Below are 23,701 nucleotides of genomic sequence, written 5' to 3'. Positions count from 1 at the left end.
TGGCGCCTGCGGCGGGCTTTTTCCCCACCCCGCCCCTTCCCGAAACTGGGGCGCTGCCCCAGCCCCCGAACCTGCACGCCCGTTGCCGTCTGCGGCGGAGAGCGCCCTGCGGGCGCGTCCTCAAACTCCCCCAGCTACCTCCCCCAGACTCCGTCCGGGGGTGCCCCCAGAGGTGCCCCCAACGGGCTGAATTGGCTGATGTGGGTGCCCATTCCAGCCCGTCCGGCGTTTGAGGACACCGCGCGTCAGCGCGGTCAGGGGGTCCGGGGTCTCCCCGGTTTCGGGAAGGGGCGGGGCAGGGGAACAAAGCCCGCCGCAGGCGCAGCCCCCACGCGGCGGAGCCGCACATCAGACGCAGCCGGGAAGGGGCGGGGCAGGGGAACAAAGCCCGCCGCAGGCGCGAGCAACCCGCCCCCAACAGCGGCGAGCCCCACCAGGGAGCCACATGCAAAGCACCGCATCCCTCCTCACCATAGCCACCGCCGGCATCGCCCTGCTCCTCCTGCTGATCATCAAGATCCGGCTCCAGCCCTTCGTCGCCCTGCTCACCGTCTCCCTCGCCGTCGGCCTCGCCTCCGGGCTCTCCGTCACCCAACTCCTCGGCACGGTGCAGAAGTCGGACGCCGTCTCCGTCGTCGAGTCCGGCATGGGCGGCACCCTCGGGCATATCGCGATCATCATCGGGCTGGGCACGATGCTGGGGTCGGTCCTGGAGGTCTCCGGCGGGGCGGAGGCGCTGAGTTCGCGGCTGCTGGCGGCGTTCGGCGAGCGGCGGGCGCCGCTCGCCATGGGGCTCACCGGGGTCGTCTTCGGCATCCCGGTCTTCTTCGACGTCGGCATCTTCGTGCTCGCGCCGATCGTCTACGCGGCGGCCAGGCGCAGCGGCCGGTCGGTCCTGCTGTACGCGCTGCCGCTGCTGGCCGGGCTGTCGATGACGCACGCGTTCCTGCCGCCGCACCCGGGCCCGGTGGCCGCGGCCGGGCTGCTGCGGGCCGACCTCGGGTGGGTGATCCTCATGGGTGCCGCCGCGGGCATCCCGGCGGTACTGGCGGCCTGGGCGTACGCGGCGTGGATCGGTGAGCGCGTCTTCGTGCCCGTGCCCGAGGACATGGTGGAGGCGGCCCGGGAGGCGAAGGCCGCGGTCGCCGGGGACGTCGCCCCGGCCGCCGCGCCCGTGCCGCTGGGCACGCTGCTGACGATCATCGGGACGCCGCTGGTGCTCATCCTCCTGGCCACGTTCTCCTCCGTGGCGTTCGACCCGAGCACCGGCCGCTCGGTGGTGGAGTTCTTCGGCCATCCCTTCGTCGCCCTGACGATCGCGCTGTTCCTCGCGTACTACCTGCTGGGCATCCGGCGCGGCTGGTCGCGGCAGGCGCTGGAGAAGGTGTCGACGGCGTCGCTCAAGCCGGTGGGCAACATCCTGCTCGTCGTCGGCGCGGGCGGGGTGTTCGGTGCCGTGCTCAAGGCGAGCGGGGTGGCCAAGGCGCTGGCGGACACGTTCGACAGCGCGGGCCTGCCCGTCATCGTGCTCGCCTGGCTGATCGCTGTCGTCCTGCGGGTCGCGCAGGGGTCGGCGACGGTCGCGATCGTCACCACGGCGGGCATCGTCGCGCCGCTGCTGCCGGAGGGCCATTACTCGCAGCCGCAGCTCGCGTTGGTCATCGTCGCGATCTCGGCGGGTTCGATCTTCGCCTCGCACGTCAATGACGGCGGCTTCTGGATGGTCGCGACGTACTTCGGCATCTCGGAGCGGGACACGCTCGCGTCCTGGACGGTGCTCGAATCGGTGCTGTCGGTGGCGGGGTTCGGGGTGGTGGTCTGCGCGTTGAGCGCCGTCGTCTGACCGCTGGTTCCCGGCCGCTGTCGTACGTGCCTGGTTCCGGCCAACTTCCCTTTCACTTGTGGCTGATTGATTGCGCCGGACCCCACCGCCCCCAACAATGCACACGTCAAAACCAAGCACGCCGTCCCGGCTGCCTCCAGAGAGGACCCACCCCCCATGACGCGCGTCAGCAGACCACTCGTCGGCGCACTCGCCACACTCCTGCTCACCGGTGCCACCGCCGTCGGCGCCGGTACGGCCTCCGCGGCCACGCAGGCGCCCGCGGGCAAGACCAAGGCCGTCGACTTCGCCGGCACGGTCGCCCTCAGCAACTGCTCGGGGTCGCTGATCAAGCTGCCCAACTCGGGCGACAACGACCCCGGCCTCGTCATGACCAACGGCCACTGTCTGGAGACGGGCATGCCGGGCCCCGGCGAGGTCATCACCGACCAGCCCTCGTCCCGTACGTTCACGCTGCTCAACTCCTCGGCGGGCAAGGCCGGTACGCTGCGCGCCACCAAGGTCTCGTACTCCACGATGACCGACACCGACGTCACGCTCTACGAGCTCGACCAGACGTACGCGCAGATCAAGCAGCGCTACAGGATCGACGCCCTGAAGCTCTCCGCCGACCACCCCACCGCGGGCACGCCGATCAAGGTGGTCTCGGGCTACTGGAAGAAGATCTACTCCTGCAACGTCGACGGCTTCGTCTACCGCCTGCGCGAGGGCGACTGGACCTGGAAGGACTCCCTCCGCTACACCTCGACGTGCGACGTGATAGGCGGGACGTCCGGTTCGCCGGTGATCGACGCCAGCTCGGGCAAGGTCATCGCCATCAACAACACGGGCAACGAGAACGGCGAGCGGTGCACCGAGAACAACCCCTGCGAGGTCGACGAGAACGGCCAGGTGACCGTCCGGCAGGGCACCAACTACGCGGAGGAGACCTACGGCATAGGCAAGTGCTTCGCCGCGGGCAACAAGCTGGACCTGTCCCTGCCGGGCTGTGACCTCCCCCGGACGGACGAGGGGCTGGCGCGGCAGCGGTAGTCGGGAGCCGGGCCCCGGAAGCGCGAACGCTGGACGGGCGTCTTCCGCCCGTCCAGCGTCCTCCGGGTTCACCGCCGCTACGGCATCGCGTGCACGTGCGGTCCCACGCCGCTCGACCAGGCGTCACCCGCCGCCGCGTCCCAGTTCGTCGACCACGTCATCGCTCCCCGGATCCCGGGGTACGTCCTGGAGGGCTTGAAGGAGCCGCAGCCCGTGCCCTTCGCCAGGCAGTCGAGGGCGTCGTCGACGACGGACGGCGCCACATAGCCGCTGCCCGCGGCGCGCGTGGACGCCGGCAGGCCGAGGCCCACCTGCGACGGGTCGAGGCCGCCCTCCAGCTGAACGCAGGCGAGGGCGGTGAGGAAGTCCACCGTTCCCTGGGAGTAGACCTTGCCGTCGCAGCCGTTCATGGAACCGCTGTTGTAGAACTGTGTGTTGACGACCGTCAGGATGTCCTTGATGTTCAGCGCGGTCCTGAAGTAGCCCGCCGACGGCGACTGCATGTCGATGGTCTGCGGCGCCATCGTGATGACGAGCTTGCTGCCCGCCTTCGCCGACAGGGCGCGCAGCGCCTGCGTCATGTACGTCGGGTTCAGCCCGTTCTCCAGGTCGATGTCGACTCCGTTGAAGCCGTACTTCTGCATCAGGGCGTAGACGCTGTCGGCGAAGTTCGCCGCGGACGCGGCGTCGTTGACGGAGACGCTGCCCTTCTCGCCGCCGATGGAGATGACGACGCTCTTGCCTGCCGCCTGCTTGGCGGCGATGTCGGCCTTGAACGCGGCCTCGGAGTAGTTCAGCGCCGGGTCGAGGGTGAAGCTCACCGCTCCGGGCGTCGCCGTCGCGTCGGCGAAGGCGACGGCGATGATGTCGTACTGGCTCTGGACGTCGCTGATCCGCTGGACCTTGGCGCCGTTGTCGAAGTTCTGCCAGTAGCCGGTCACCGCGTGCTTCGGCACGGACGGCCCGTCGCCGCTGCCCGCGCCTGTCGTGACGGTGACGGCCGTCGATTTCGCGGACTCACCGGTGGCGTTCGTGGCCGTCACCTCGAAGCGGTACGAGGTCGACGGCGCGAGCCCGGTCACGGTGGCTGTGGTGCCGCTGACGGACTGCGTCCTGGTGCCGTCCTGGTAGACGTTGTAACCGGTCGCGCCGGAGACGGGGTTCCAGGAGAGCGCCACGGACGAGGAGGACGCCGCCTTGGCCGTGAGCCCGCCGGGCGCGGCGGGCACGGGGTCACCGGGGCCGCCCGGGTCGCCCGGGCCGGTCAGGGCGACGTCGTCCGCGACGTACGCGGGCTGCCCGTACCACCCGTGCGTGTAGACCGTGACGGACGTCGTGTTCGCGCCGGTGCTGAACGTTGTGCTCAGCTGCTGCCAGCCGCTCGCGGACGGCGTCCACGTCGAGACGTCCGTGGTGCCGGTGCCGCTCGCCCCGAGGTAGACGTACGACCCCTGCACCCACGCGCTCAGCGTGTACGAGGAGTTGGGCCGGACGGTGACGGTCTGCGCGCACTGGGCGTCGTCGGAGCCGGCCGGAGTGGCCTTCAGCGCGCTCGTGCCGCTGTGCGCGGGTGAGGTGACCGTGGTGCCGCTGTCGCTCGAACAGGTCCAGTTGGAGAGCCCGGACTCGAATCCCGGGTTCTTGACGAGGTTCACGTCCGCGGCATGCGCGGGCGAGCCGCCGAACGCCGTCAGGCCGGTGGCCGCGAGGGCGGTCGCCAGGAGCGCGCCAAGGCGGCGTCTCGTTCCGGTGCGGGTGCTGCGTATCGCGTGTTCCACTACGGCCTCCGGTGGGAAGGGAGTTGAGGGTGTGACGTCGGCGGAAGGTGCTCGGGGGGTCGTCGCCGTCTGGCGTAAAGATGGTCTAGTCCAATGCGTCCGTCAATACATCCGTCACGGCTTTCCGCGCAGACACCCAGGCCACCGCGGGGGTGCCCGGCCCAAACCCCGAAGGGCGGTTCTCAGCCGCTCCATTCGTGGATAAAGTGCGGAGGCGCCAGCACAGGGCGGTATCGAACTGCGTCCGCCGCGGCCCCCGCGGCCGGAGTGAACGGGGAAGCCGACGTGCCCATTGCGATAGCAGTCACCAGCCCCGGCCTGGTGCTGCCGCCCGCCGACGGGCAGACCCCCGACGCAGCCGTGTTCCAGCCGCCCGAGGCGCAGCCGCTCGACACCGCGGTCACCCAGACGGCGATCCTGCTCGACCAGTGCGGCTATGTGGCCGTCCTCTACCCGGACTCGCTGCCCGCCCCGTACGTCCGGCGCCTGCGCACCGTCCGGTCCGTCCTGGAGAGCGACCGGATCGCCCTGCTGCCCGTCGCCCTGCCGCCCCTGGCCGTCGCCGTGCTGGCCCGCCAGCTCCGTCAGCTGTCCGTCTCCGACCTCAGCCCCGGCGTCCTCGCCTGCGCGGCCCGGCTGCTCGCGCATTACATCTACGCGGGCGCCCAACTCGCCAGTGTCGCCCGGCTCGACCGGGTGGACGTCGGCCTCCGCACCCACCTCGGGTCGTTACTCCCGGGCACCCGGTTCGCGGTCCTCGTCAACCCGGTGCCCCGCCTGCTGCGGACCGGCGTCGACCAGGCGCCCGACGGCCCCGGCTTCGGCACCCGGCTCACCGTGGCCCGCGGCAGGCCCCTCAAGGGCGACGACTGGGTCGTGGACACCCTCGCCCCCCACTGGCGCGTCCAGGGCGTCCAGGAGACCGCTCTGCCCGACGGATCGGCCCGCTGGTGGGGCACCCACCGGGCCGTCGAGTTCGCGGCCGCCATCCCCGACCCCTCGGTGCTCTACCAACTCGTGTCGTCCGTACGGCGCGAGGAGTGCCACTGGTGCGGACTCGAACTCATCGGTGACCGCTGCGCGTTCTGCGCCGGACCACTGCCGCGCGCGGCCGGAGGGCACGCGCTCGACCCGCCCGCCCGGCACCTCGCGTCGGCCGGAGGCTGAGCCGGCATGCCGCCGCACCCGCCCGCCCCCTCGTGCCACCGCCGGTCCCATCCCCGAACGAGGTCCGCCGCCCCATGAACTCACGCCAGCGCCGCGGGATCATCCTCCTGCTCCTGTCGGCCCTCTGCGCCCTCGGCGCGTTCGCCGGGGTCTTCTCGGTCATCCACGACGCGGAGTCGAAGACCGGCCCCGGCACCACCGCCTACCGGCTGCGCGCCGACATCCCCGCCTACCAGCCGCTCGAAGAGGCCCGTGACCGCTTCGAGAAGATCTCGATGCCCAAGCGCTGGCTGCCCCCGACCGCCGTCACCGACCTCGGACAGCTGACCGGCAAGATCGCCGTCACCCCGCTGCACAAGGGGTCGCTCCTCCAGGAGGACATGATGGCCGCCCGGCCCGAACTCAAGCCGGGCCAGCAGGAGATCGCCATCATGATCGACGCGGCGACGGGCGTCGCCGGGAAGATCAACGCCGGCTCGAAGGTCAACATCTTCGCCACCTTCGACGGCAAGGACCAGGGCAGTAAGCCCGTCTCCAAGGTCATCGTGAGCGACGCGCAGGTCATCGCCGTCGGCAAGCTGAAGGCCCTCGACCGCGACGGCGGCTCCACCGGGGCCACCACCCGGCGCGCCGGGGAGGCCGTGCCGATCACCTTCGCCCTCGACACCAAGGACGCCCAGCGCGTCGCGTACGCGGAGTCGTTCGCCTCCCATGTGCGGCTCGCGCTGGTCGCCCCCGGTGACGACTCCGGGGTCAGCGGCGCGGACCGCACCTACACGCTCGACAGCGACAAGTGACGGCGACGGACAGCGGTCCAGGAGAGGCAGGGACACGGTGACGATCAGAATTCTCCCGGCCATCGGTGACCCGGACGCCGCCCGCGCCGTCGGGGGGCTCCTCGGCCAGCTCCCCGGCGTCGAGCCGCTGCCGACCGCCGGTGACTCCACCCGGCTCCTCGACACGCTCGCCGTCCTGGGCGCCGCCTCGGCCCAGGACCTCCCCGAGGTCGTGCTCGTCCACGAGCGCCTCGGGCCGTTACCCGCGCTCGAACTCATCCGTGAAGTGGCCCTCCGCTTCCCCGCCACCGGCGTCGTCCTGGTCACCGCGTCCCCCAGCCCCGCGCTCTACGCCGCCGCCATGGACTCCGGCGCCCGCGGCCTCGCCGGGCTGCCGCTCTCCTACGACGAGCTGGGCACCCGGGTGCAGGCGGCCGCCCAGTGGGCCGCGGGCGTCCGCCGCCACCTCGGCGGCGGTGGCGAGGGAGCGGCCGACGCGGGGCCCGGTGGCACGCTCGTCGCGGTCACCGGTGCCAAGGGCGGTGTCGGTACGACCGTCACCGCCGTCCAGCTCGCCCTCGCCGCCTCCGCCGCCGGGCGCAGCGTCGTCCTGGTCGACATGGACCTCCAGTCCGGGGACATCGCCTCCTATCTGGACGTGCAGTTCCGGCGCTCCATCGCCGACCTGGCGGGCATCAGCGACATCTCCCCGCGCGTCCTCCAGGACGCCGTCTTCCCGCACCCGGCCGGGCCCGGCGTGCTCCTCGCACCAGCGGAGGGCGAGCGCGGCGAGGACGTCGGCGACCTCGCGGCCCGGCAGATCGTCGGCGCCCTGCGCGGCCGCTACGAACTCGTCGTCGTGGACTGCGGCACCCAGCTCACCGCCGCCGGAGCGGCGGTTGTCGAGACCGCCGACGTGGCCCTGCTCGTCACCACACCGGACGTGGTGTCCGTACGGGCCGCCAAGCGCATGGTCCGGCTCTGGGAACGGCTCCAGATCCGCAAGGCCTCCGAGACCGTCACCGTCGTCAACCGGCACACCCGCAGCGCGGAGATCCAGCCGTCTTTGGTCGAGCGCGCCACCGGCACCCGGGCGGCCCGCACAACCGTCCCGGCCGGCTACAAGGAACTCCAGGCCGCCGTCGACTCCGGCCGCATGCAGGACCTCGACGCCCGGTCCGCCGTCCGGCAGGCCCTGTGGACCCTCGCCGCCGAACTCGGCCTCGCCTCCGGCCCGGCCGCCGCCCGCACCGGCGGGCCGCGTGCCGGCGCGCACGCGGACCGTTCGCTCACGGGTGGGTTGCGCAGGCGGCGGGCGGCGATAGAGCCGGGTGGTGCGGGGGGTACGGGCCCCGATCAGCTCGCGCCCGCGCGCTTCCGCCGACGCGGCGGGGACCGCGGACAGGTGGCCGTGGAGTTCCTCGGCATCCTGCCCTTGGTCCTGGTGGTGCTCGCCGTGGTCTGGCAGTGCGTACTGATCGGCTACACGTACTCCCTCGCCGGCGACGCCGCCGACAAGGGCGCCCGGGTGGGCGCGGCGGGAGGCGACTGCGTCGCGGCGGCGACGGCGGACGTTCCGGGCGCGTGGGGTACGGACGGGGTGGGGTGCGGGGTGGAGGGCGGTGTTTACCGGGCGACGGTTTCGCTGTCTGTGCCGGTGCTTTTTCCTGGGGCGGTGAGTTGGCCTTGGCGGGTTTCGGGGGTGGCGGGGGCGGCGTTCGAGGGGGAGCGGTGAGGGGGTCTTTGCTTGCGGTTGTCGGGTGCGGGTTCGTCTTTGTCTGCGGGTGCGTTGCCGCCTGCGGCGGGCGGCCTCAATCGCCGGCCGGGCTGGGTTTGTGGTGCCGGGGGTGGCGCCTCCGGGCTGAGGACCTGGAACGCGGTGCGGGCGCCCTTGCCCGTATTGCGTACCGTGAAGACGCACCGCGTTCCAGAACCCCACCCTCCGACCCCACCCCCTCCCGCCGGAGGGCAAGTGCGGGCGTCGGGGTACACACTCAGCCCGTCCGGGGCGCTCATTGCAGCCGGGGCGCGCCATTCTTTTCTTTTCAGCCCGTCCGGCGTTTGAGGACGCGGCCGCAGGCCGCTCCCGCCGCAGGGGGCGAACCGACCCGCACATCGGGGTCTGGGGCAGCGCCCCAGTTTCGGGAAGGGGCGGGGTGGGGAACAAAGCGCCGCAGGCGCCCACCGGCCCGCAGCCAGGGGGCTGGGGCCGAGCCCCCACGCCGAGTCGTGCGTCAGGCGCAGCCGGGAAGCGGTGGGGCAGGGGAACGCGTCGCGGGGGCCTGGGGCGCGTGCCCCAGTGCAGGCAGGGGCGGGGCAGACAAGCAAGCCCGCCGCAGGCGTGATCGAGGGTCCGCCTCCATCGAGTTGCTCGGGTTCCTTCCCGTCCTGCTCCTGATCGGACTCGCCGCCCTGCAACTGGGCCTCGCCGCCTTCGCCACCCAGCAAGCCGGCAGCGCCGCGAGAGCCGCGGCCCGTACCGCCACCCAGGACGACCCGAGGACGACACCGGCGGACGCCGGCCGGGCCGCGCTGAGCGGCTGGCTGCAAACAGACGGCGCGCCCGACGCGGCGCCCTGCGAGGGCGCGGGGGAGACCACCGCCACCGTCACGGTCAGGATCCCGGCCGTCCTGCCGCTGCTGGGCGACCGGTCCGTCACCCGCCGGGCCACCATGCGCTGCCCGGCCGGGCCACTGCCGAGGAGTGCGCCATGAGCCTGCGGGCGCGGATCACCGCACCGGAAGTGCCCACGGAAGGGCGGGAGTCGGGGCACCTCGTTCCCGTCTACCGCGCGAAGCTGCTGGAGGAGATCGACCTCGCCGAGATGTCCGCGCTCGCCGCGGCCGAGCGCCGCACCCGGCTGGAGCGCGTGCTCGGGCACATCCTCAGCCGGGAGGGCCCGGTCCTCTCCACCTCCGAGCGCGACCGGCTCATCCGCCGCGTCGTCGACGAGGCACTGGGGCTCGGTGTCCTCGAACCCCTCCTGGAGGACCCCTCGGTCACCGAGATCATGGTGAACGGCCCGGACCAGATTTTCGTGGAGCGCGCCGGCCGCGTGGAGCTCGTACCCGTACGGTTCGCGTCCCACGAACAGCTGATGCAGACCATCGAGCGCATCGTCTCCACCGTCAACCGGCGGGTGGACGAGTCGAATCCGATGGTCGACGCCCGGCTGCCCAGCGGCGAGCGTGTCAACGTCATCATCCCGCCGCTCGCGCTGAACGGCGCGACGCTGACCATCCGCCGCTTCCCCCGCGCGTACACCCTGCCGGAGCTGATCGGCATGGGGACGCTCGACGAGCGGATGCTGGTGCTGCTCTCCGCGCTCGTCCGGGCGAAGTTCAACGTGGTCGTCTCCGGCCCGACCGGCTCCGGCAAGACCACCCTGCTGAACGCGCTGTCCGGGCTGATCCCGGAGGGCGAGCGGATCATCACCGTGGAGGATGCCGCCGAGCTCCAGCTCCAACAGGCGCACGTGATCCGGCTGGAGTCGCGTCCTCCCAACGTCGAGGGCAACGGCCGGATCACCATCCGGGACCTCGTCCGCAACTCCCTGCGGATGCGCCCGGACCGGATCATCGTCGGCGAGGTGCGCGGCGGCGAGACGCTCGACATGCTCCAGGCGATGTCCACCGGTCACGACGGCTCGCTCGCCACTGTGCACGCCAACAGCGCGGAGGACGCCCTGATGCGCTTGCAGACGCTGGCGTCGATGTCCGAGGTGAAGATCCCGTACGAGGCGCTGCGCGACCAGATCAACAGCGCCGTCGACTGCATCGTCCAGCTGACCCGGCACGCGGACGGCTCGCGGCGGGTCGTCGAGATCGCGCTGCTCGACTCGCACGGCAGGGAGGACTACCGCCTGGCCACCGTCTGCCGTTTCGACGCCCGGCCGATGGACTCGGACCGCATCGTGCGGGGGCACTTCTCGTGCTTCCCCGTCCCCGAGCGCGTGGCCGAGCGGCTGCGGATGGCCGACGAGGCCGTACCGGCGGCGTTCGGGGTCGCCGCGTTCCCCACCGAGCTCACCGTCCGAGAAGCGAGGCAGAGGTAGCCGCACATGAACGCACTTGTACTGCTGACCGCCGGTGCCACCCTGCTGTGCTGCGCGCTGGCCACGGCGGGCGTGCTGGTGTACGCGGCCGGGAAGGCGCAGCGGCAGTCGCTGGTGGCGCGGCTCTCCGACGCCCCGGCCCTGCCGTCTGCCGGGCGTGTGCGGCACTTCCGGGGGCTCGACCGGCGGTTGCGTGCCACGCGGGCGGGACGCCGGCTGGAGCGGCGGCTCGCGTCGACGGGACTGGACGTCACACCGGGCGAGTTCACCGTCTGCGCGGTCGCGGCCGCGGCCGGGCTGTGGCTCGTGGCGGCCGCCGCCCTCGCGCCCTTCTTCGGCCCGCCCGCCGCCCTGGCCGCCCTGTGGTCCGCGTCCGCCTTCCTCGGTCTGCAACGCCGCAAGCGCATCGAGCGGTTCATCAACCAGCTGCCCGAGCTGTCCCGCATCCTGGCCAACGCCACCCAGGCCGGACTCGCCCTCCGTACGGCGCTGGCCATGGCCGCCGACGAGATGGAGGCGCCTGCGGGCGAGGAACTCGCCAAGGTGGCCGACAAGCTCGCGGTCGGACACTCGGTCGACGACGCCCTCGGCGAGCTCGCCGAGCGGCTGCCCTCGCGTGAACTCGGCGTCCTGGTGACGACCTTGGTGCTCTCGAACAGAGCGGGCGGCACGGTGGTCAGTTCGCTCCGCAACCTCACCAGGACGCTGGAGGAGCGGAAGGAGACCCGCCGGGAGGTGCGCACCCAGCTGTCGCAGGTGACCGTCACGGCCTATGTCGTCCCCCTGATGGGCGTCGGCACGCTGCTGCTGATGGACCGCATCGCGCCCGGGTCGATCGACCGCATGACCTCCACCTTCCTCGGCCAGGCCGCCGTCGTCGCCGCGTTCTGCCTCTACGCGCTGGGCTTCGTGGCGATCCGCCGGCTGTCCAGGATCGACGTCTGAGGGGCGGGCATGGGTCTTCTGCTGGGGCTGCTGGCCGCGCTGTCCGTCGCGGGCGCCTGCGCGGGCATCGCGCTCTACCGCAGCGAGGTCAAGCTGCCGACGGACCTCACCCTGGCCCTGGAGGTCGGGGCCACCCGGACCACGGCCGTGGGCTCGGCACTCGACCGGCTCGGCATGCGCTACGCGCCGCTCGTGCTGCGGATGATGGGCGAGAAGCGGGTCGCGAAGGTGCGCACCCGGATCGACCGCGCGGGCAACCCCGGCGGCCTCACGGTCGACCGCTACGCCGCGCGCCGCGCCGTCTACGGCTTCCTCGGCTTCGGCGGCGCCCTCGTCATGCTCCTCGCCGGACGGCTGGTCGTCGCCCTGCTGCTGGTCGCCTTCGGGCTCTTCTGGATCGAGGTCGGCATCTGGGCCGCCGTACGCGAACGCAAGGACGCCATCGACCGCACCCTGCCGGACTTCCTGGACGTCCTGGCGGTCGTCGTGAGCGCCGGGCTGAGCTTCCGGCAGGCCCTCGACCGGGTGGCGGAGAAGTACGAGGGCCCGTGGGCCGACGAACTCCGCATCACCCTGCGCCAGCTGGACATGGGCGTCAGCAGGCGGCAGGCGTTCGAGGGGCTGCGCGTGCGCAACGACTCGGAACAGGTCGCGCGGTTCGTCACGGCCTTGCAGCAGGGCGAGGAGCTCGGCGCGCCCATCGTCGACACGCTGATCGCCATCGCCGACGACATGCGCCGCACGGACGCCCAGCGGGCCCGCCGCCGCGCGGCCCGCGCGGTGCCGAAGGCCACGGTCGTGATCACCACCTGCATGGTGCCGGGCACCATGATCCTGATGGTGGCGGGCTTCTTCCTGGGGTCGGGTACGAACTTCGGCTCGATCATGGGGCGTTGAAAAAGTTGGAGAGGGGGTGGGGCGTGTGAGGCGAGCGGGTTCCGTGAGGCGCGTCTGTTCGATGGTGTCCCAACTCCCCTCCAGGGGAAGGGAATGGTGCCGGACGCACTGTTCCGGGAGTGCCGTTCCGGCGTACTTTTCATGTGGCGTGAGCGACACCACGCACCACACCCGGATTCCGTACCGCACGGGGGTTGCCGTCGATGGAGGGGAAGAGCATGGAGACGTCGCGCGAGCGCATCCCGGGAAACGACCGGGGCCCGGGGAGAGACCCCGGGGAGCGCCGCCACACACCGTGGGGCGACCGGGGGCAGACCGCGATCGAGTATCTGGGCATCATCGCCGTGGTCGTAGCGATCGTCCTGGTGCTGACCCGGACGGACTTCGGCAGCGCGATCGCCAGCGCCATCTCCGACAAGATCTCCCAGGTCACGGGCGGCTGACGCGCGCCGTCACTCTCCGCTCGCGCGGTGACGCCGGACAGGCGTTCCCGATCTACGTCACGGCGGTCGCCGCACTGCTCTTCCTCGCGCTGGCGTTCTTCGCCGTGGGCCAGGCGGGAGCGAACAAGAACGGCGCGCAGACGGCCGCGGACGCCGCCGCCCTGGCGGCGGCCCAGAGCTACCGCGATCAGCTGCGTACGGGGCTGTCGGCGGCCCTGGGGTCCGACGGGGCCTGGGCGGACTGGCTGGCGGGCCGTACGGGTGACGCGGGCGCCGCCTGCGGCGAGGCCGACGCGTACGCACGGAGCAACGGCGCGGAAGTGGTGGGCGGGTGCGGCACGTCGGCCCCGGGGCCGCTGCCCGTGGCCTTCACCGTCACCGTCCGCTCCTCGGCTGCCGTCGGCCGCTCGGTCGTCCCCGGCACCGAGGACGTCCACGCGAGCGCCACGGCCCGCGCCGTGGTGGAACCGCGCTGCGCGGGGATGTCCCCCGAGGCGCGGAAGCCACCCGTCGACATCGTGTGCGACGGGCGGGTGGTGCCGGTCGATCCCAAGCGCCCCGACGACCTCGCGAGAGCGGCCGGAGCGCTGTTCGTCGTACGCCTCGCCGACTGAAGCGGCCCGCCGCGCGGTTGCCCTTCCGCCGGCGACTCCCCGAAAGGACGCGCCCCATGAGCACGCGGCACATCACGAAGTCCCGCAGACGCGCGGCAGCGGCGGCCGTCGTGTCCCTCCTGGCCCTCGCCGTGTCCGGCTGCGGCGGGGGCGGCGGCGGGGACGCGGACGCCGCACCGGCCAAGAAGTCGGCCGGCCCCCCGGGCAGCGCGAAGAACGCGCCCTCGGACCGGCCGGGCGAGGTCATAGGCCAGATGAAGGGCCCTGACGGCGTCGTCATCGCCGTCAATTCCGCGGTACGGGACAGCGGCGGCTTCGTCACGGTGAGCGGCACGCTGACGAACGGCGGCAGCAAGCCGTTCAACGCCATCCACTGGCTCTCGCAGGAGACGGACATGAAGTCCCGCTCCTCCATCTCCGGCGCCTCGCTGGTCGACGGGGCGAGCAAGAAGCGCTATCTGGTGCTGCGGGACACGGACGGCGAGTGCCTGTGCAGCACGGGCCTGACCAACATCAAGCCCCAGGAGAGCAGGCCCGTCTTCGCGCAGTTCCCCGCACCGCCGGAGAACGTCACGGACGTCGATTTCCAGGTGCCGACCATGCCGTCCGTCCGCGTGCGGATCTCGGAGTGAGCCGGATGACCCGGACCGTGTACGTGCCCCGGTTCGGCCGCGGGGCGGCCGTCGCGGTGGTCCTGTCCACCGCCCTGCTGGTCACCGCCCCGGACGCCGCCCCCGCCCGCGCGCAGAGCGGACCCGGCGGCAAGGCCGACACCACGCCGCCCGTGAAGATCGACGGTTCCGCCCACGGCCTGCGGATGCGGCCGGGCGCGAAGCTCGCGCCCGGCCGGGTCCTGGACATCAAGTCCGTCGTCGAGACGGACGACGGGGGCGAGCGGCGCGAGGACACCAACGTCGACGTCACCTTCGCCCTCCAGGCGGAGGTGCTCTTCGACAAGGACAGCGCGACGCTCGGCGCGGAGGCGGGCAAGCGGATCCGGGCGATCGCGGACGAGGTCAGGAAGCGGCACGCGACCACGCTCCGGGTCTTCGGCTTTACGGACAACCTCGGCTCCGCCGAGCACGGCGTGCAGCTCTCGAAGCAGCGGGCCGACGCGGTGCAGCGCCAACTGGCGCAGAACATCGGCTCGTCGGGCGTCGCGTACCAGATACGGGGGTACGGCGAGGACTACCCCATCGCGGACAACTCCACCGAGGAGGGCCGCCGCCGCAACCGCCGGGTGGAGGTCAGCTTCCCCACCCGTGGCTGAGGCCCTCACGATGCCTCGCGCCCCCGCCCACCAGGCGGCAGGATGAGGCCCGGGAAGCCGGGACGCGCCAGGGAGGCGGAAGATGCGCCGGGGGAAAGCGAGAGGCGGACTCGTCGGGGCGGCGGCCCTGGGCATGCTGGCCGCGGCGGCCGCGCAGGCGGACGCCGCGGTGGAGGAGGCCGCGCCCGTCGCCTCGTACAGGATGGCCCCGGACGCACAGGAGCTGGCCGGCTCCGAGAACACCGCCGACGCCCCCCTGTTGAAGCCGGGCGCGCACACCTACAAGGACCGTCTCGCCCCCGGGCAGCGGAAGTATTACGCCGTGCGGCTGGACGCGCGGTCCAGCGCGTACGTCTCGGCCGTGGCCGTGCCCGCCCCCGGCAGCTCGATGGGGGCCCGGGACGGGATCTCGGTGGCGCTGGAGGCCCTGGACGGCACGCAGTGCGGCGTGGGCCGTCACCGCACGTTCCTCTCGGCCGGTGGCGCCTATCCGGTCGCCGACTACGCGGAGCGGGTGACCGCCACGGGCGGGGCCTGCAAGGCCGCGGGGACCTACCGCTTCGTCGTGGAGCGCGGCGACGCCGCGGGCGGGGACACGGCGGCCGTGCCGGTGGAGCTGAAGTACGTGAGCGCGCCCGGGGATCCGTCGCCGACGGGCGACTCCACCGGGGACCGGGCGGCGCGCACCGCCCCCGCGCCGGGCGGCGGGGGAGTGGGCGTCCAGGGCGGCGGCGTCCAGGGCGGGTCGGGCTTCAACGACGCCGCGGAGATCCGACCCGGCGTCTGGACGGACGAACTCCGGCCCGGTGAGACCCACTTCTACCGCGTCCCGGTCGGGGCCGGTCAGCAGCTCGCGGCGAACGCGCGGTTCGGGACCGACCAGGACGCCGCGAGCGCGCCGTTCGTGATCGCCGGAGTGCGGATGGGGCTGAGCAACGCGGCCCGCGGCTACGTCATGAACAGGACCGGCGGCTACCAGGGCAAGCCCGCGGAGCTCTCGCTGACCACGCCCGCCGCCGCGGCCGGCGACGGCGCGGGCGGGGACGCGGCCCGGGGCATGCGCCTCGCGGGCTGGTACTACCTCCAGGTGAGCCTCAACCCCAAGGTGGGCCAGGGGAAGCCGGGCCGGGTGCCCATCACGCTCACGGTGGACGTCGGCAAGGCGCGCCAGGAGGCGCGGGAGCCCGGAGGGGGCATGGCACCGACGAGCGCGGTCGCCGGACGGCACCGCGACCGGCGGCTGCGAGCCGTGGGGTACGCGGGCGTCACCACCGGGTCGCTGCTGCTGCTCGGGCTCGGCGGCTGGACGCTGGCGGCCCGGCGCGGCGGGGAGTGAGCTCTCAGGAGCGGATCTCCACGCGCACGCCGGGCCGCAGGCCCCACAGCCGCATGGCTCCTGCCGTCGCCTCCAGCACATGGCGCGAGCGGACGCGTGGCGCCCCGAGGCGCCAGGGGCGCATGGTGCGCACGGCCAGGACGGTCAACTGCCGGTCCAGATAGGCCACGTCGACGGGGAAGCGCATCCGGAAGGTGTGCACCGACGACGCGGGGGTGAGGAGCAGCGCGCCCTCGACGTGGTCGCGGCCGAGGAGGCCGCGGGTGCGGGCGCGGTAAGAGGCGGCGACTTCCAGCGGGACCACGAGGCCGCTGCCGTGTTCCACGTCGGGCCCGGCGCTCCCGGGCGGGATGTGCAGGCTCGCGGTGCCGTCGCGCAGGCGAGGCATCCCGCTGTGCCGACGAGGCGTGCCGTCGTGCCGAGAAGGCATGAGAGGTCCGTTCGGCCGTGACCTGTGGGGTGTGTGATGCCCTGGAGGCACTTTATCCACAGGCCCCCACGGGCATCGCCGCTTCTGCGTAACCTCGGTGCATGGCCGCGCTGTTGATCGTCCTCGCCGCCCTGTACGGGGCCGTGGCCGGGGTGTCCCTGCCCCGGGCGCACTACCGGCTGAGCGTGGAGCCGCAGGAGCCGTGGCGCTCGGCGGGGCCGTGCGGGCACGCGCTCGGGGGCTGGCTCGGGCGGGGCCGGTGCGGGGAGTGCGGCGGGCGGTACGCGCGGGGTGCGCTGTGGTGGGCCGGGGTGACCGGGGCGGTGTGCGCGGGGCTCGCCGCCGTGGTCGGGGCGCGGCCCGAGCTCGCGGTGTGGCTGCTGGCCGCGCCGGTGGCGGTGCTGCTGGCGGGGGTCGACCGGTCGGTGCGGCGGCTGCCGGACGTGCTGACGCTGCCCCTGGCGGCGGGCGTCGCGCTGCTGCTGGGTCTCGCGGCCCTCATACCCGGATCGGCGGGGTCCTGGCCGGGCGCGCTGCTGGGGGGAGTGGTGCTGGGCGGCTGCTATCTCGCGCTGTTCCTGATCCACCCGAGCGGCATGGGGTTCGGCGATGTGAAGCTGGCGCTCGGCCTGGGCTGCGCCCTGGGGTGGTACGGCTGGCAGGTCCTCTTCCTGGGCGCCTTCGCGGGCCTGCTGCTGGGCTCGCTCCACGGCACGGCGCTGCTCCTGACCCGCCGGGCCACCCGCGGCACGGCCCTGGCCCTCGGCCCCTTCATGCTCGCGGGCACATGGCTCGGCCTGCTCCTGGGAGGCGCCTCCGGGGCGTGAACGGGGACCTGCACGGGAGCCTGAGCGGGGGCGTGAGCGGCGGCCGGAACACCGGCGGCATATGGAGGATCAAGCTATTGGACCGCGTGATCCAAAACGGGTACGGTTCGACGCATGGCCCGGCCGAGGATGTTCGACGAGGAGCGGGCGGTCGACGCCGCGATGCAGGCGTTCTGGACCGCCGGATACGAAGCGACCTCCACCCAGGACCTGTGCGATGCCACGGGGCTGGGCAGGAGCAGCATCTACAACACCTTCAAGAGCAAGCACGACCTCTTCCGCCGGGCCCTGCTGCGCTATATGGACGTCAGGGCGGAGTTCCAACAGGCCCTGTTCGGCGGCGATCTGCCGGTGCGGGAGAAGTTCCGCGCACTGCTGGAGAGCGTCGTCGAGGAGGAGTGCGGCCCGCCCGGCGCCCACCGCGGCTGTCTCGTCGTCAATACGGCCGTCGAGTTCGCCGGCCGTGACGCCGACGTGGCGCGCGTCCTGGAGCGCGACTACCGCAAGCGGCTGGAGCTGCTGACCGCCGCCGTCGCCGAGGGGCAGCGCGCCGGTGACATCGACGCGGCCAAGGACGCCCGCGCCCTCGCGCACTTCGTGATCGCCGCCATCGGCGGCATGCGCGTCTCCGCCCGGGCGGGGGTCGGCCGTACGGCGCTGGAAGGCGTCGCCCGCACCACGCTCGACGCGATCTGACACCTCCAGCCTCCCGCCCCTACTCGCCCCGCCCATCGCTGACCCGACACCCCTGCCCTGCCCTTTCGCGCCCTGGTTTTGAACTGCGCGTTCCAGAAAAAGACAAGGTGACCCGCTGTGCCACGAGCCGTATACGTCCTCGCCCTCGGCATCTTCGCCATGGTGACCAGCGAGTTCGTCGTCGCGGGACTGATGCCGCAGATGGCCGAGGGACTGGACGCGACCATCCCCGAAATCGGCTATCTCATCACCGCGTTCGCGGTGGCCATGGCCGTCGGGGGCCCGTTCCTCACCGTGGCCGTGCTGAGGCTCCGGCAGAAACAGGCGCTGATGGTGCTGTTCGCCGTCTTCCTGGCCGGCAACGTCCTGGCCGCCACCGCCTCCACCTACACGGCCATGGTGGTGGCCCGCGTCGTCACCGGCACCGCCTCGCAGGCGTTCTTCGGCGTCTCCCTCTCGCTGTGCGCCCGGCTCACCCGCCCGGAGGTGCGCGGCCGCGCCATCGCGGTGGCCATGAACGGCCTGATGCTGGGCACCCTGCTCGGCCTGCCGCTGGCCACCGTGACCGGCGAACACCTCGGCTGGCGCGCGGCCTTCTGGGGCATCACCGTGCTCACGGTCCTCGCCGCGCTCTGCACCCTCATGGGCGTCCCCCGCCTGGACCGGGCCCCTGCCGAGGGCGGCGGAGGCGTACGCGGCGAACTGGGCGTCTTCCGCCGCCCCGGGCTGTGGCTGGCGCTGTCCACCAGCACCTTCATCATCGGTGCGACGTTCTCCGCGTTCAGCTACCTCAACCCGGTCCTCACGGAGGTCACGGGCTTCGCCACCGGCACCGTGCCGCTGCTCCTCATCGCCTACGGCGCGGCCACCGTGGTCGGCAACACGATCGTCGGGCGCCTCGCCGACCGCCACACCCTCGGCGTCCTGCTCTGCGGCCTCGCCCTGAACCTGGTGTTCCTCACCGGCTTCGCGCTGCTCGCCCACCTGCCCGTACCCGCGGTGGTGTGCATGCTGGGCATCGGCCTCGTCGGCGTCACGATGAACCCCGCGATGGCCACCCGCGTCCAGCGCGCGGGCAACGCCGGGCCGCTGGTCAACACGATCCACTCCTCGTTCATCACCCTCGGCATCATCATCGGGACCTCGGCCGGCGGGCCGGCCATCGACGCCTTCGGGCTGCGGGCGCCCCTGTGGACAGGGGCGGGCATGGCCGTCCTCGGGCTCCTCACCCTCGTCCCCGTCCTCGTCCGTCGCCCGGTCGGCCCAGCGGACGGACAAAGCACCGCAAAAATCACGATCTGCCAAGAAAGCGCCGCACGGCAGACTCGGACCGTCTGACGTCAAAAGACGTCAAACGCATCAACCTGCCGATGAATTTTCAGGAAGTTTTCGTAAGGGTCGAGGGCAGACATCCGGCCGAGCCTCGAATGGCTTGTTCTACGCCGTAGGCCCAGAGCTGGCGGGCCCTGTGCCGACTCGGACGATCTTGTTCCGTCGCCGAGTTCAAGATCAACAACGTCACCGAGCGTCAGCATCGCGCGCACCGTCACCCCCGTCGGTGCGCGGAGCACCGCCTCAGGGGGGTTAAGGTGGAAACCCCCCCTCGGGCCGGTCCGTATCCCCCCCACGGACCGGCCCGTTTTCTTTCCCTCACATCACGTTGCGTGATGATTCGTATGAGGTTTGAGAGACGATCTAGGACCCGTTGCGGCTCGCCCAGATGTTGACGCCCTCGGTGCTTACCGCGAAGGAATCGATCTCCGACAGCTCCTCCTCGGTCAGCTTCGAAGCACCGAGCGCCGCGACGTTCGCCTCCAGCTGGCGCACGCTGGACGCGCCGATCAGTGCCGAGGTCATCCGCGGGTCGCGCAGCACCCACGTCAGGGCGAGCTGCGCCAGCGACTGGCCGCGGCGCCGGGCGATCCCGTCGAGCCCGCGCAGCCGCCGTACGACGTCCTCCGTCAGCAGCCCCGGGTCCAGCGACTTGCCCTGCGACGCCCGCGAGCCCTCCGGGATGCCGTGCAGGTACTTGTCGGTCAGCAGCCCCTGCGCCAGCGGCGCGAAGGAGATGCAGCCCATGCCCTCCGTCTCCAGGGCGTCGAGCAGCCCGTCGTCCTCCGTCCAGCGGTTGATCATCGAGTAGGACGGCTGGTGGATCAGCGCGGGCACGCCCATCCCGCGCAGGATGCGGGCCGCTTCACGGGTGTTCTCCGCGCTGTACGACGACACGCCCGCGTAGAGCGCCTTGCCCTGCTGGACGGCGGACGCGAGCGCGCCCATCGTCTCCTCCAGCGGGGTCTCCGGGTCGAAGCGGTGCGAGTAGAAGATGTCGACGTGGTCGACACCCATTCGGCGCAACGACGCGTCGAGGGACGAGAGCAGGTATTTCCGGGAGCCCCACTCGCCGTACGGGCCGGGGTGCATGAGATAGCCGGCCTTGGTCGAGAGCACGATCTCGTCGCGGTACGGACGGAAGTCCTGGGCGAAGATCTTGCCGAAGTTCAGCTCCGCGGAGCCGGGCGGCGGGCCGTAGTTGTTGGCCAGGTCGAAGTGGGTGACGCCCAGGTCGAAGGCCCGGCGGAGAATGGCCCGCTGCGACTCCAGGGCCCGGTCGTCGCCGAAGTTGTGCCACAGGCCCAGCGAGATGGCGGGCAGCTTGAGGCCGCTGTGCCCCGTGCGGCGGTACTCCATCGCGTCATAGCGATTTTCGGCTGCACGATAGTGAGTGGAATGAGTGGAATCGGTCATGTGCATCTGACTATCACGGTCTTGTGACAGACCGAGTTGGGTTCTCGTGACACGCGGGCAGTAGTGTGGCGCCCTCGGGGCGACCGCCGTGGCATGGAGGGGCTGGAAGACGTGAAGTTGCGCGACCTGGTGTACAGGCTCTACGCACGCCGGGTGGAAGGCCGCCTCGACCATGCCCAGGTGCCCAAGCACATCGGCGTCATCCTCGACGGCAACCGCCGCTGGGCGCGCGCGGACGGCCGCACGCTGGAACAGGGCCACCAGGCCGGCGCCGACAAGATCCACGAGCTGCTCGGCTGGTGCGCCGAGACCGACGTCGAGGTCGTCACGCTCTGGATGCTCTCCACGGACAACCTCGACCGCCCCGCCGACCAGCTCAACCCCCTCCTCGGCATCATCGAGAACACGGTGCGCGGCCTCGCCGCGGACGGCCGCTGGCGCGTCCACCACGTCGGCACCCTCGACCTGCTCCCCGCCCGTACGCAGTCCGTGCTCAAGGAAGCCGAGCAGGACACCATCGGCATCGACGGAATACTGGTCAATGTCGCGGTCGGCTACGGCGGTCGGCAGGAGATCGCGGACGCGGTGCGTTCGCTGGTGCTCGAAGCGGCCGACAACGGCACCTCTTACGAGGAACTCGCCGAGATGGTCGATGTGGAGCACATTTCCAAGCACCTCTATACGCGCGGCCAGCCCGACCCGGATCTGGTGATCCGCACCAGTGGCGAACAGCGGCTCTCCGGCTTCATGCTCTGGCAGAGCGCGCACTCGGAGTACTACTTCTGCGAGGTCTTCTGGCCGGCCTTCCGAAAGGTCGATTTCCTGCGCGCGCTGCGTGATTACGCCGCGCGCCACCGCCGCTACGGCTACTGACCGCGACGCGGGAGCGGGCCCGCGGAGCCGGAGTTCGGGCGCCACTACGGCCCCTGACGGATCGGGCGTTCACCTCGCCGTCGCATATGCCGTTGCATGGTCAAGCGGTCCAGCGGGAATATCCCCTCCAGGTCGACGGTCTGTCCAAAGACCGTCGCTCTGCCAGCGGGTGGCATGGGGCCGCCCGCCCGGGAGGCCCTTTGCACACGGACGACGACCGTGCGGACCGAGCGGACCGCAGGCCCGCCCGGACGACGCGGAGGGCCGGCGTCCGGCCCTCGAAGGGCACGGACCCGGCCCAATTCCCCGGCGACGTCGTCGCGCCCCGACCTCTCCCCGAGGGGGTTCGTCCACCCGTGGTGACCAGCAAGAAGCGCCGTGAGAACGACCGGCGCACCTATGTCCTCGACACCAGCGTCCTGCTGGCCGATCCAGGCGCCATGGCCCGCTTCGAGGAGCACGAGGTCGTGCTGCCCGTGGTGGTGGTCACGGAGCTGGAGGCCAAGAGGCAGCACCCCGAGCTCGGTTACTTCGCCCGGCAGGCGCTCCGCCTGCTGGACGGCTACCGGGTGCAATTCGGCCGCCTCGACTCACCGATCCCGATCGGCGAGCTGGGCGGGACGCTCAGGGTCGAGCTCAATCACTCGGATCCCGGCATACTGCCCGCCGGATTCCGTCTCGGTGACAACGACTCGCGCATCCTCGCCGTGGCCCGCAACCTCCAGGCCGAGGGGTACGACGTCACCGTCGTCTCCAAGGACCTGCCGCTGCGGATCAAGGCGTCCGCGGTCGGGCTGCTCGCGGAGGAGTACCGCGCCGAGCTCGCCATCACCGACTCGGGCTGGACGGGGATGGCCGAACTCGCCGTCACCGCCGAGCAGGTGGACGAGCTCTACGCCGCCGAGGTGACATATGTGCCGGAAGCGGCCGAACTGCCCGTGCACACCGGCCTGGTGCTCCAGTCCGAGCGCGGCAAGGCGCTGGGCCGGGTCACGGCCGACGGCTCGGTGCGGCTGGTTCGGGGCGACCGCGAGGCGTTCGGGATCCACGGGCGCTCCGCCGAGCAGCGGGTGGCGCTCGACATGCTCCTCGACCCGGACATCGGCATCGTGTCGATGGGCGGCCGCGCGGGCACGGGCAAGTCGGCGCTGGCCCTGTGCGCGGGCCTGGAGGCGGTCCTGGAGCGCCGGCAGCACCGGAAGGTGATGGTCTTCCGCCCCCTGTACGCCGTCGGCGGGCAGGAGTTGGGGTATCTGCCGGGCAGCGAGGCGGAGAAGATGAGCCCCTGGGCGCAGGCCGTCTTCGACACCCTCTCCGCGGTGACGAGCGCCGAGGTGATCGAGGAGGTCGTCGGGCGCGGCATGCTGGAGGTGCTGCCGCTGACGCACATCCGCGGGCGATCGCTGCACGACGCCTTTGTGATCGTGGACGAGGCGCAATCGCTCGAAAGGAATGTCCTGCTGACCGTTCTGTCGCGCATCGGGGCCAATTCACGGGTGGTCCTCACCCATGACGTGGCGCAGCGCGACAACCTCCGCGTCGGACGCTACGACGGCGTGGTCGCCGTCGTGGAAAAGCTGAAGGGGCATCCGCTCTTCTCCCATGTCACGCTGACGCGTTCGGAGCGTTCGCCCATCGCGGCCCTGGTGACCGAAATGCTGGAGGAAGGCCGCATCTGAGGGAGTGGGCAGGCAATTGCCCCACCGCGGGTGATCCGAGGGGCAGCGCGCGGCGAAGCGAAGGAGCTTAGCCGCGCGTTGTCGTGCCGCGCCGCACTTTCCGTAAAACCGCTGGAGTAAACGGCATGTGAGCTTTCCCACGCAACGTGGAATTGCCTCGGGGCGTCCCCGTCGGGCAGAGTCTGGGTCCTGTCAGGCCCCGCATACGGCACTTCGGCACCCTCCGGGTGCCGCACCAACAAGAACTGAACAGCGTCGCCGTATGCCGCCCGAGCATCACGCGGACCTCCCT

22 protein-coding genes are annotated in these 23,701 nt (G+C 71.9%); 19 read left to right on the top strand and 3 right to left on the bottom strand.

Going from position 1 to position 23,701, the window contains the following annotated elements:
• Window positions 1–445: 445 nt before the first annotated feature.
• Both ACFY1P_RS03285 and ACFY1P_RS03280 read left to right on the top strand, forming a co-directional pair.
• Entirely contained in the window at window positions 446–1,843 is a 1,398-nt protein-coding gene (locus ACFY1P_RS03285; protein WP_390749514.1) for a GntP family permease, read from the top strand.
• Between the two features lie 156 nt (window positions 1,844–1,999).
• Complete coding sequence (locus tag ACFY1P_RS03280) at window positions 2,000–2,875, top strand: serine protease (RefSeq protein ID WP_361523087.1); 876 nt, start codon at window positions 2,000–2,002, stop codon at window positions 2,873–2,875.
• Window positions 2,876–2,952: 77 nt separating this feature from the next.
• On the opposite strand, the gene ACFY1P_RS03275 is transcribed toward ACFY1P_RS03280, so the two are convergent.
• Window positions 2,953–4,653, bottom strand: coding sequence for a chitinase (locus tag ACFY1P_RS03275; protein ID WP_390749513.1), 1,701 nt, complete (start codon window positions 4,651–4,653; stop codon window positions 2,953–2,955).
• A gap of 285 nt (window positions 4,654–4,938) precedes the next feature.
• Here ACFY1P_RS03275 and ACFY1P_RS03270 point away from each other — a divergent pair, with 285 nt between their 5' ends.
• The 12 genes from ACFY1P_RS03270 (at window position 4,939) to ACFY1P_RS03215 (ending at window position 16,156) form a co-directional block, all read left to right on the top strand.
• Window positions 4,939–5,820 carry a hypothetical protein gene (locus ACFY1P_RS03270; RefSeq protein ID WP_390749512.1) on the top strand — a complete coding sequence of 294 codons (882 nt, stop codon included), beginning with the start codon at window positions 4,939–4,941 and terminating at the stop codon, window positions 5,818–5,820.
• A gap of 74 nt (window positions 5,821–5,894) precedes the next feature.
• Window positions 5,895–6,617: a Flp pilus assembly protein CpaB gene (gene cpaB, locus ACFY1P_RS03265; protein WP_361523091.1), complete on the top strand. Its 723-nt coding sequence runs from the start codon at window positions 5,895–5,897 to the stop codon at window positions 6,615–6,617.
• Window positions 6,618–6,654: 37 nt separating this feature from the next.
• Window positions 6,655–8,331 carry a CpaE family protein gene (locus tag ACFY1P_RS03260; protein ID WP_390749511.1) on the top strand — a complete coding sequence of 559 codons (1,677 nt, stop codon included), beginning with the start codon at window positions 6,655–6,657 and terminating at the stop codon, window positions 8,329–8,331.
• 632 nt (window positions 8,332–8,963) lie between these two features.
• On the top strand, window positions 8,964–9,311 hold the full coding sequence (locus ACFY1P_RS03255; RefSeq protein ID WP_390749510.1) for a TadE/TadG family type IV pilus assembly protein: 348 nt from the start codon (window positions 8,964–8,966) through the stop codon (window positions 9,309–9,311).
• On the top strand, window positions 9,308–10,651 hold the full coding sequence (locus ACFY1P_RS03250) for a CpaF family protein (protein ID WP_390749509.1): 1,344 nt from the start codon (window positions 9,308–9,310) through the stop codon (window positions 10,649–10,651). The genes ACFY1P_RS03255 and ACFY1P_RS03250 overlap by 4 nt, the downstream gene beginning before the upstream one ends.
• A gap of 6 nt (window positions 10,652–10,657) precedes the next feature.
• Entirely contained in the window at window positions 10,658–11,596 is a 939-nt protein-coding gene (locus ACFY1P_RS03245; RefSeq protein ID WP_390749508.1) for a type II secretion system F family protein, read from the top strand.
• Between the two features lie 9 nt (window positions 11,597–11,605).
• On the top strand, window positions 11,606–12,493 hold the full coding sequence (locus ACFY1P_RS03240; RefSeq protein WP_390749507.1) for a DUF5936 domain-containing protein: 888 nt from the start codon (window positions 11,606–11,608) through the stop codon (window positions 12,491–12,493).
• Between the two features lie 218 nt (window positions 12,494–12,711).
• Window positions 12,712–12,936, top strand: a complete 225-nt coding sequence (locus ACFY1P_RS03235) for a hypothetical protein (RefSeq protein ID WP_390749552.1) — start codon at window positions 12,712–12,714, stop codon at window positions 12,934–12,936.
• Entirely contained in the window at window positions 12,933–13,550 is a 618-nt protein-coding gene (locus ACFY1P_RS03230) for a pilus assembly protein TadG-related protein (RefSeq protein ID WP_361527497.1), read from the top strand. The genes ACFY1P_RS03235 and ACFY1P_RS03230 overlap by 4 nt, the downstream gene beginning before the upstream one ends.
• Before the next feature lie 56 nt (window positions 13,551–13,606).
• Window positions 13,607–14,182: a hypothetical protein gene (locus ACFY1P_RS03225; RefSeq protein ID WP_361527459.1), complete on the top strand. Its 576-nt coding sequence runs from the start codon at window positions 13,607–13,609 to the stop codon at window positions 14,180–14,182.
• A gap of 5 nt (window positions 14,183–14,187) precedes the next feature.
• The gene (locus ACFY1P_RS03220; RefSeq protein WP_361527461.1) at window positions 14,188–14,820 is read left to right on the top strand and encodes an OmpA family protein; all 633 of its coding nucleotides are present in this window, start codon (window positions 14,188–14,190) and stop codon (window positions 14,818–14,820) included.
• Between the two features lie 82 nt (window positions 14,821–14,902).
• A complete protein-coding gene (locus tag ACFY1P_RS03215) occupies window positions 14,903–16,156 on the top strand; it encodes a hypothetical protein (protein WP_390749506.1) in 1,254 nt (417 codons plus the stop codon).
• A 4-nt stretch (window positions 16,157–16,160) separates the two neighbouring features.
• Here the strand turns inward: ACFY1P_RS03215 and ACFY1P_RS03210 are convergent, their stop codons facing one another.
• Window positions 16,161–16,544 (bottom strand): DUF192 domain-containing protein, encoded by a 384-nt coding sequence (locus ACFY1P_RS03210; RefSeq protein ID WP_390749547.1) that lies wholly within the window; start codon window positions 16,542–16,544, stop codon window positions 16,161–16,163.
• Between the two features lie 143 nt (window positions 16,545–16,687).
• Here ACFY1P_RS03210 and ACFY1P_RS03205 point away from each other — a divergent pair, with 143 nt between their 5' ends.
• The 3 genes from ACFY1P_RS03205 to ACFY1P_RS03195 all read left to right on the top strand — a co-directional run bounded on the left by ACFY1P_RS03205 (window position 16,688) and on the right by ACFY1P_RS03195 (window position 19,447).
• Complete coding sequence (locus ACFY1P_RS03205; protein ID WP_390749505.1) at window positions 16,688–17,413, top strand: prepilin peptidase; 726 nt, start codon at window positions 16,688–16,690, stop codon at window positions 17,411–17,413.
• A 114-nt stretch (window positions 17,414–17,527) separates the two neighbouring features.
• On the top strand, window positions 17,528–18,109 hold the full coding sequence (locus ACFY1P_RS03200; protein ID WP_390749504.1) for a TetR/AcrR family transcriptional regulator: 582 nt from the start codon (window positions 17,528–17,530) through the stop codon (window positions 18,107–18,109).
• A gap of 117 nt (window positions 18,110–18,226) precedes the next feature.
• Window positions 18,227–19,447, top strand: a complete 1,221-nt coding sequence (locus ACFY1P_RS03195; RefSeq protein WP_390749503.1) for an MFS transporter — start codon at window positions 18,227–18,229, stop codon at window positions 19,445–19,447.
• A gap of 357 nt (window positions 19,448–19,804) precedes the next feature.
• Here the strand turns inward: ACFY1P_RS03195 and mgrA are convergent, their stop codons facing one another.
• Window positions 19,805–20,863, bottom strand: coding sequence for an L-glyceraldehyde 3-phosphate reductase (gene mgrA / locus ACFY1P_RS03190; protein WP_390749502.1), 1,059 nt, complete (start codon window positions 20,861–20,863; stop codon window positions 19,805–19,807).
• 105 nt (window positions 20,864–20,968) lie between these two features.
• On the opposite strand from mgrA, the gene ACFY1P_RS03185 reads away from it, so the two are divergent.
• Both ACFY1P_RS03185 and ACFY1P_RS03180 read left to right on the top strand, forming a co-directional pair.
• Entirely contained in the window at window positions 20,969–21,730 is a 762-nt protein-coding gene (locus tag ACFY1P_RS03185) for an isoprenyl transferase (RefSeq protein WP_361527499.1), read from the top strand.
• Between the two features lie 356 nt (window positions 21,731–22,086).
• Window positions 22,087–23,409, top strand: a complete 1,323-nt coding sequence (locus ACFY1P_RS03180) for a PhoH family protein (protein ID WP_361527475.1) — start codon at window positions 22,087–22,089, stop codon at window positions 23,407–23,409.
• The last annotated feature ends 292 nt before the right edge of the window (window positions 23,410–23,701 follow it).

Origin of the sequence: Streptomyces sp. NPDC001407 (assembly GCF_042895325.1) — a bacterium.
Taxonomy (GTDB): Bacteria; Actinomycetota; Actinomycetes; order Streptomycetales; family Streptomycetaceae; genus Streptomyces.
This window is presented reverse-complemented; position numbering and strand designations above follow the sequence as displayed.

Excerpts from the sequence above, each read along its gene's own strand:
- ACFY1P_RS03250 (WP_390749509.1), top strand. The coding sequence starts at position 9,308 with ATGAGCCTGCGGGCGCGGATCACCGCACCGGAAGTGCCCACGGAAGGG.
- ACFY1P_RS03235 (WP_390749552.1), top strand. The coding sequence starts at position 12,712 with ATGGAGACGTCGCGCGAGCGCATCCCGGGAAACGACCGGGGCCCGGGG.
- ACFY1P_RS03210 (WP_390749547.1), bottom strand. The coding sequence starts at position 16,544 with ATGCCTCGCCTGCGCGACGGCACCGCGAGCCTGCACATCCCGCCCGGG.
- ACFY1P_RS03245 (WP_390749508.1), top strand. The coding sequence starts at position 10,658 with ATGAACGCACTTGTACTGCTGACCGCCGGTGCCACCCTGCTGTGCTGC.
- cpaB (WP_361523091.1), top strand. The coding sequence starts at position 5,895 with ATGAACTCACGCCAGCGCCGCGGGATCATCCTCCTGCTCCTGTCGGCC.
- ACFY1P_RS03285 (WP_390749514.1), top strand. The coding sequence starts at position 446 with ATGCAAAGCACCGCATCCCTCCTCACCATAGCCACCGCCGGCATCGCC.
- mgrA (WP_390749502.1), bottom strand. The coding sequence starts at position 20,863 with ATGCACATGACCGATTCCACTCATTCCACTCACTATCGTGCAGCCGAA.
- ACFY1P_RS03280 (WP_361523087.1), top strand. The coding sequence starts at position 2,000 with ATGACGCGCGTCAGCAGACCACTCGTCGGCGCACTCGCCACACTCCTG.
- ACFY1P_RS03215 (WP_390749506.1), top strand. The coding sequence starts at position 14,903 with ATGCGCCGGGGGAAAGCGAGAGGCGGACTCGTCGGGGCGGCGGCCCTG.
- ACFY1P_RS03225 (WP_361527459.1), top strand. The coding sequence starts at position 13,607 with ATGAGCACGCGGCACATCACGAAGTCCCGCAGACGCGCGGCAGCGGCG.
- ACFY1P_RS03205 (WP_390749505.1), top strand. The coding sequence starts at position 16,688 with ATGGCCGCGCTGTTGATCGTCCTCGCCGCCCTGTACGGGGCCGTGGCC.
- ACFY1P_RS03200 (WP_390749504.1), top strand. The coding sequence starts at position 17,528 with ATGGCCCGGCCGAGGATGTTCGACGAGGAGCGGGCGGTCGACGCCGCG.
- ACFY1P_RS03240 (WP_390749507.1), top strand. The coding sequence starts at position 11,606 with ATGGGTCTTCTGCTGGGGCTGCTGGCCGCGCTGTCCGTCGCGGGCGCC.
- ACFY1P_RS03220 (WP_361527461.1), top strand. The coding sequence starts at position 14,188 with ATGACCCGGACCGTGTACGTGCCCCGGTTCGGCCGCGGGGCGGCCGTC.